General features: G+C 67.8%; 6 protein-coding genes and 1 pseudogene. 1 reads left to right on the top strand and 6 read right to left on the bottom strand.

Translation table 11 applies throughout. The annotated features are described in order from the left end of the window. Window positions 1–479 (top strand): annotated as a pseudogene (gene acnA / locus ACWD4B_RS27500) (aconitate hydratase); the annotation flags it as partial. A 74-nt stretch (window positions 480–553) separates the two neighbouring features. Here acnA and ACWD4B_RS27495 read toward each other — a convergent pair. The 6 genes from ACWD4B_RS27495 to ACWD4B_RS27470 all read right to left on the bottom strand — a co-directional run bounded on the left by ACWD4B_RS27495 (window position 554) and on the right by ACWD4B_RS27470 (window position 6,429). Then, window positions 554–1,417: an FG-GAP repeat domain-containing protein gene (locus tag ACWD4B_RS27495; RefSeq protein WP_451423282.1), complete on the bottom strand. Its 864-nt coding sequence runs from the start codon at window positions 1,415–1,417 to the stop codon at window positions 554–556. 102 nt (window positions 1,418–1,519) lie between these two features. Beyond that, window positions 1,520–2,452: an FG-GAP repeat domain-containing protein gene (locus ACWD4B_RS27490; RefSeq protein ID WP_451423281.1), complete on the bottom strand. Its 933-nt coding sequence runs from the start codon at window positions 2,450–2,452 to the stop codon at window positions 1,520–1,522. A 124-nt stretch (window positions 2,453–2,576) separates the two neighbouring features. After that, on the bottom strand, window positions 2,577–3,494 hold the full coding sequence (locus ACWD4B_RS27485) for an FG-GAP repeat domain-containing protein (protein WP_451423280.1): 918 nt from the start codon (window positions 3,492–3,494) through the stop codon (window positions 2,577–2,579). A gap of 140 nt (window positions 3,495–3,634) precedes the next feature. Beyond that, entirely contained in the window at window positions 3,635–4,570 is a 936-nt protein-coding gene (locus ACWD4B_RS27480) for an FG-GAP repeat domain-containing protein (RefSeq protein WP_451423279.1), read from the bottom strand. A 178-nt stretch (window positions 4,571–4,748) separates the two neighbouring features. Continuing rightward, the gene (locus tag ACWD4B_RS27475; RefSeq protein ID WP_451423278.1) at window positions 4,749–5,678 is read right to left on the bottom strand and encodes an FG-GAP repeat domain-containing protein; all 930 of its coding nucleotides are present in this window, start codon (window positions 5,676–5,678) and stop codon (window positions 4,749–4,751) included. A 217-nt stretch (window positions 5,679–5,895) separates the two neighbouring features. After that, window positions 5,896–6,429 carry a hypothetical protein gene (locus ACWD4B_RS27470; RefSeq protein ID WP_451423277.1) on the bottom strand — a complete coding sequence of 178 codons (534 nt, stop codon included), beginning with the start codon at window positions 6,427–6,429 and terminating at the stop codon, window positions 5,896–5,898. Window positions 6,430–6,883 lie beyond the last annotated feature (454 nt).

The following is a 6,883-nucleotide window of genomic DNA, read 5'->3' as shown; positions in this document are numbered from 1 at the left end:
AGGGCGGCTTCACCCGCGACTTCACGAAGGCGGACGCCCCCGTCTCCTTCATCTACGACGCCTCGCAGAACTACCAGGCCGCCGGCATCCCGCTGGTCGTCCTGGCCGGCAAGGAGTACGGCTCCGGTTCGTCCCGCGACTGGGCGGCCAAGGGCACCGCGCTCCTGGGCGTCAAGGCCGTCGTCGCCGAGTCCTACGAGCGCATCCACCGCTCGAACCTCATCGGCATGGGCGTCCTGCCCCTGCAGTTCCCGGAGGGCGCCTCGGCGGACTCCCTCGGCCTGACCGGCGAGGAGACCTTCTCCATCGCCGGCGTGACCGAGCTCAACGAGGGCCGCACGCCGCGCACGGTCAAGGTCACGACCGACACGGGCGTGGAGTTCGACGCGGTCGTCCGCATCGACACCCCCGGTGAGGCGGACTACTACCGCAACGGCGGCATCATGCAGTACGTGCTGCGGTCGCTGATCCGCAAGTAGCAGCCAAGCGCTGAGGGCCGCACCCCGATTCTCCGGGGTGCGGCCCTTTGTCATGCGCTTACGGCATCCGCCGGTCAGAACAGGTTGGTGTACTCGTCCCAACCGCCGCCGATGCGGACCCGGTTGTCGAACGGATCGCTCTGGTTGCCGTTGCCCTTGTAGAGCCAGAGGACGCCGTCGTGGTCGCGGGCGAGCAGGTCGCTGCGCCCGTCGAGGTTCACGTCGCCGGACGAGACCAGCATGTCGTAGGCGTCCCAGCCGCCGCCGATGCGGACGCGGCTCTCGAAGGGGTCGTTGATGTTGCCGGTGCCCTTGTAGAACCACAGCACACCGTTGCGGTCCTTGGCGACGAGGTCGGTGTGGCCGTCGCCGTTGAGGTCGCCGCGGCCGACGATGTCGGTGTAGATGTCCCAGCCGGGGCCGATGCGGACGCGATCGGTCAGGGTGCCGTCCGGGCGGGCCTGGTAGATCCAGAGGTCGCCGGTCTTGTCACGGGCGAGGAGGGACGGCGTACCGCTGCCGGTGAGGTCACCGGGCGAGAGGAGACGGTTGTAGATGTTCCAACCGCCGCCGATGCGCTGGGACTTGCCTCCGCGCTCCGACAAGTACAGCGAGCCGTCGGCCTCCCGGTAATAGTGGCCGTCGACGAGACCGTTCTGGTCGAGGTCGACCTGGACGGTGGCGGTGGCGTGCCAGTGGGCGACGACCTGCTTGCGGTCGCCGAAGCCGCCGTGCCCGTCGGGCAGGTACTGGAAGAGCGCGCCGGCCCCGTCGGTGGCCAGCAGGGGGAAACGGGGCGATTCCGCCCGTGATTCGTGGGACGGTGCCGGGTCGGCGTTGGCAATTCCGGCGGTGGTACCGACCAGCGCGGCGGCTATCGCCGCGGTGGCGAGGCGGGACAGGGCGCGCCTGCGCGTACGGCCGGGAATTCGGGCCATGTAGTGCTCCTATGGCAGGGAGGAAGAGGAAAAGGAGCGGCGCCCCGGGGAACGGGGCGCCGCGAAGTGCCGGTGAGTTGCCGGGCCTTGAGAAGAGGGCGTCTAGAAGAGGCTGTTGTACTGGCCCCAACCGCCGCCGATGCGGACGCGGTTCTCGAAGGGGTCGGACTGGTTGCCGTTGCCCTTGTACAGCCAGAGCACGCCGTCGTGGTCGCGGGCGAGCATGTCGCTGCGGCCGTCGGCATTCATGTCGCCGGTGGACAGCAGCATGTCGTACGTGTTCCACCCGCCGCCGACGCGGACGCGGCTCTCGAACGGGTCGTTGATGTTGCCCGTGCCCTTGTAGAACCAGAGCACGCCGTTGCGGTCCTTGGCGACGAGGTCGGTCTTGCCGTCGCCGTTGAGGTCGCCGCGGCCGACGATGTCGGTGTAGATGTCCCAGCCGCGGCCGATACGGACGCGGTCACCGAGGGTGCCGTCCTGGCGGGTCTGGTAGAGCCACAGGACACCGGACTTGTCCCGGGCGATGAGGTCGGCGTGACCGCTGCCGGTGAGGTCACCGGGGGAGAGAATACGGTCGTAGATGTTCCAACCGCCGCCGATCCGCTCGGTCTTCGGCTCCTCGTTCTCGTTCTCGGGAACGCTGGTGAAGATCAGCGAACCGTCGGTGGCGCGGAGGTAGAGGCCGTCCATCAGACCGTGCTGGTTGAGGTCGACCTGCACCGATGCGGTGGCGTCCCGCGAGTCGCTGTCCTTGACGATCTCCCGGTCGCCGAAGCCGCCCTGGAGGTTCGGCTCGTAGGTGTAGACCTCGCCGGACGCCTTGGTGGCGAACAGCGGGAAGAAGGGCGCGGCAGCGGTCGGGTGGACCGCGTCGCGCGGAGCCGCCGGGGCGGCCTTCAGGGGTGCCGGGACGGGCGGCGCCGGGGTGGCGACGGCGGTTCCGGCAGTGGCACCGACCAGTGCGGCAGCGATTGCTGCGGTGGCGAGACGCGAGAGAGCGCGTCCGCGCTTGCGGCCGGAGAGTTGGGCCACGTGGTGCTCCTATTTAGCAGGTAAGGCAGGTAAGAAAGACGTGACGCCCCTGAACGGGGCGTCACGGTAGCTCCTGGATCTTTCCACAGGATCTTCAAAAATCAACAGGTGTTGTCGTGCCGACTCAGAAGAGGTTGGTGTACTGGTCCCAGCCGCCGCCGATGCGGGTGCGGTTCTCGAAGGGGTCGTTCTGGTTGCCGTTGCCCTTGTAGAGCCAGAGGACGCCGTTGCGGTCGCGGGCGAGCAGGTCGCTGCGGCCGTCCTGGTCGACGTCGCCGGTGGCGACAAGTGCGTCGTAGGCGTCCCAGCCGCCGCCGATGCGGACGCGGCTCTCGAAGGGGTCGTTGATGTTGCCGGTGCCCTTGTAGAACCAGAGGACGCCGTCGCGGTCCTTGGCGACGATGTCGGTCTTGCCGTCGCCGTTGAAGTCGCCCTGGCCGACGATGTCGGTATAGATGTCCCACCCGCGGCCGACGCGGACGCGGTCACCGAGCGTGCCGTCGGGACGGGCCTTGTAGAGCCAGAGAACGCCGGACTTGTCGCGGGCGAGCAGGTCGGACTGGCCGCCACCGGTGAGGTTGCCGGGGGAGAAGATCCGGTCGTAGATGTCCCAGCCGCCGCCGATGGTCAGCGACTTGCCGCTGGTGTTGAAGCGCAGTGTGCCGCTCTCCCAGCGGGTGTAGAGGCCGTCGGGAAGACCGTCCTGGTTGTGGTCGACGCGCGTGGCCGCGGTGATGTACTGCCAGTCGTTGGCGATTTGCTCCCTGTCGGAGAGCCCGCCATGACCGTCGGGGCCGTAGATGTAGACCTTGCCGGAGCGGTCGGCTGCGGTGAGCGGGAACTGAGGGGCGGCGGCGGTCGGGGTGACTGCGGACCGCGAGACGCCTCTTACCAGTACCGTGGCAGCGTCCTCGACGGGCTTCTCGGGCACCGTGTCGGCGACGGCGGTACCCGCGGTGGCGCCGATCAGTGCGGCGGCTATCGCCGCGGTGGCGAGGCGCGACAGGGCGCGCCTGTGCTTACGGCCAGAGAGCTGAGCCACGTGGTTCTCCTGTGGAGTTGAGGCAAGGCGCGACATTCCGTGCGGGATGTCGCGATACGCCCTTGATCATTCCACGGGGCACTGACACCGCAGGGGCCGCACCGTGTACCGGTGCGGCCCCTGGGCTGTCGCTTGGAAGCTCAGAACATCAGGCGGTACTGGCTCCAGCCGCTGCCGATGAAGACGCGGTTGTCGAAGGGGTCGCGCTGGTCGCCGTTGCCCTTGTAGAGCCACAGGTTGCCGGCCTTGTCGCGGGCGAGCAGGTCGCTGCGGCCGTCGCCGTCGACGTCACCGGTGGCGACAAGTGTGTCGTACTGGTCCCAGCCGCCGCCGACCTGGACGCGGCTCTTGAAGGGGTCGTGGTAGTCGCCGGTGCCCTTGTAGAACCAGAGGTCGCCGTTGCGGTCCTTGGCGACGATGTCGGTTATGCCGTCGCCGTTGAGGTCGCCGCGGCCGACGATGTCGGTGTACTCGTCCCAGCCGGGGCCGACGCGGAAACGGTCGCTCAGGGTGCCGTCGGGGTAGGAGAGGTAGACCCACAGGACGCCGGACTTGTCGCGGGCCAGGACGTCGGAGTCGCTCGCGCCGCCGAGGTCGCCGGGGGAGAAGATGCGGTCGTAGATGTTCCAGCCGCCGCCGATCGTCTTGTTGCCGCGCTTGCCGGTGTAGATCAGGGTGCCGTCGTTTGCCCGGACGTACCAGCCGTCACGCTGGCCGTTCTGGTCGTGGACCTGGGTCGCCGCGTTGATGGAGTCCCATCCACCGGTGCCGATCGAGAGACGGTCCTTGAACCCGCCGTGGCCGTTCAGCTCGTACATGTAGGCGAAGCCGTCCTTGTCCGCCGTGAAGAGCGGCAGAGCGGGGGCGGCGGCCGAAGCCGCGGCCAGGGCGGCACGCGGTGCGGCCTGCGGCTTCGCCGCGGCTGCGGCGTCCTTCAGCGCCTTTGCGGCGGGTGCCGGCGCAGGGCTGTCGGCGACGGCGGTACCGGCGGCGGTGCCGATGAGTGCGGCGGCGATCGCCGCGGTGGCGAAGCGGGACAGGGCGCGAGCGCCCTTACGGCCGGAGATGGTGGCCACGAAGTTCCCCCCAGAGAAACGAAAGTGACGCAGCAACCCTTCTGGGGTGGCTGCGAGGTGTTCCGATCATTCCATGGGATCGCCGCATTTCCACCCCTTTTTCGGACAGTTGCTCTTCACCAACGTGCAGGGCCGCGCCCCCGGTTGGGGTCGCGGCCCTGCACGTTGGTGGTCAGGCTCAGAACATCAGGCGGTACTGGTCCCAGCCGCCGCCGATGCGGGTGCGGTTCTCGAACGGGTCACGCTGGTTGCCGTTGCCCTTGTAGAGCCACATGACGCCGTCGCGGTCGCGGGCGAGAAGGTCGCTCTGGCCGTCGTTGTCGACGTCGCCGGTGGCGATCAGCGTGTTGTAGGTGTTCCAGCCCTGGCCGACCTTGACGCGGTTGTCGAAGGGGTCCTTGGTGCTGCCGTTGCCCTTGTAGAACCAGAGGACGCCCTGGCGGTCCTTGGCGACGATGTCGGGCTTGCCGTCGCCGTTGAGGTCGCCCAGGCCGACGATGTCGCTGAACTGGTCCCAACCGCCGCCGACGCGGACGCGGTCGGTCAGGGTGTTGTCCGAGCGGACCTTGTAGCGCCACAGCACACCGGACTTGTCCCGGGCCAGAACGTCCGTCCCGTCGGAGCCGCCGAGGTCACCGGGGGAGAAGATGCGGTCGTAGGTGTTCCAGCCGGGGCCGATCGTCTGCTTGGGCTCGTCGCCACCCGCGTAGAAGAGCAGTTCGCCGTTGTAGCCGCGGATGTACTGCCCGTCGGCGATGCCGTCCTGGTCCTTGTCGACCTGGAAGGCGGCGGAGACGCCGGTCCAGCCGGTACCGGAGAACCACCGGTCGTCGAAGTTGCCGCGACCGTTGGGCGTGTACTCCCAAAGGAAACCGATGTCGTCGACTGCCTGCAGTGCGAAGGACGGGGTGTTGGCGCCGGCGGAGTAGGCGGTTGCCCGCGGGGCCGCCTGCGGAGCGCCGGCTTCCGCGGCCTTCGCGGTGCTCGGATCGGCGGCAGGGGCAGCGGAAGCAGTCCCGGCGGCGGTGCCGATCAGTGCTGCGGCGATCGCTGCGGTGACGGCACGCGACAGGACGCGTCCGCGCTTGCGGCCAGGAAGGTGAGTCACGTAAGACTCCATCGAATCGAAGGGTGCGATGTGATGAGCCCAGCTGAAGCGAAGGTTCATCACGCAATCATCGAGATCCTTTCACATTCTCTTTACCTGTCAAATGCGATTGCTTGACCTGATGCTCAGGGCCCCTGCCGGGTTGGGACTTCACTGGTCGGCCATAGCTGCGTACTGCGGTAGAGGCGCCCCGGAGGAAACATCCCCGGCCCGCCTCTCAAGAGGCGAGCCGGGTCCGGCGGGTAAATCGAGTGAGGCCGCATGAGGAGCCCGTGGGTCGTATGAGGCTGCGCTCGCCGAGCACTCCGTCGCCCTTGCCGGGATGCATGCGGAGGGCACCATCGCTGTTGATGGCTGCAATGTCGATCTTGCTGCCGCGGTTCAAGAGTGAGCGCAGCCGTGTAAGCGGCTCTTCGCAACCACCGTGGTGTTGACTCGGGGCGGACATCTGAAGGCCTGCAGTGCTGTGTGGATTGGGCGGCTCTACCGCATTGGAGTCCTCACCCGAGAATCGGCTGTCACAGATTGTGGCAACGAGAATAGCCAGGTAGTTTCGGGGAGTTCGCAGTAGAGGGTGAGGCTGGGTAGTCGGGCAGTCGGGAGATAGTGCGTTCTGCCGCCCACCGCCGTCGGTCGAGGGTTCGCTGGATTCGATGCCCCTGTGCGTGATCCGCACGCCGATGTGATTGCGCTCGCCGACAAACGCATAGACGATCGCGGCGAAGAGCGCCTCGCTATTGACGTCCGCCACTCCACTGCCCTGCGGGCGCACTCGCGCCGCAGACAAGCGGTCTTAACCGCCCCCTGGTGCGCTGACGTTAGCGGGCGCGTCGTTGTTGCTCGTCCAGGCATCGACCGGTCCGGCCTGCCCTCCGGCCGGGAGTCTGCCGTCAGTACGACGAGCGCGCCGACGGCGATGGCATGTCGACGGGGCCTCGCGCCGACTCTTTCTGCGGCGGCCGCGACGGTGGGCGCGGCCCCTTCGAAGGGCCGCCAGTCAGCCGCGCTCGACGTCGGGTGACGAGTATTTCCCTCAACCTCGCTCGTCTGCAGCCCGTCGACCGAGCGTGATGTCTGCATACGTGTCGACGCATCCCGGCGCAAACGTCGACCCCCGTCCACAGATGTCGACAGCCGTCCTCAACGAGCCACTTGAAGGCGAACTTATGCTGATCATATCTCATGCCCAAAGTTTGACTATCCCC

This window comes from Streptomyces sp. NPDC002536, from assembly GCF_053594995.1.
This window is presented reverse-complemented; position numbering and strand designations above follow the sequence as displayed.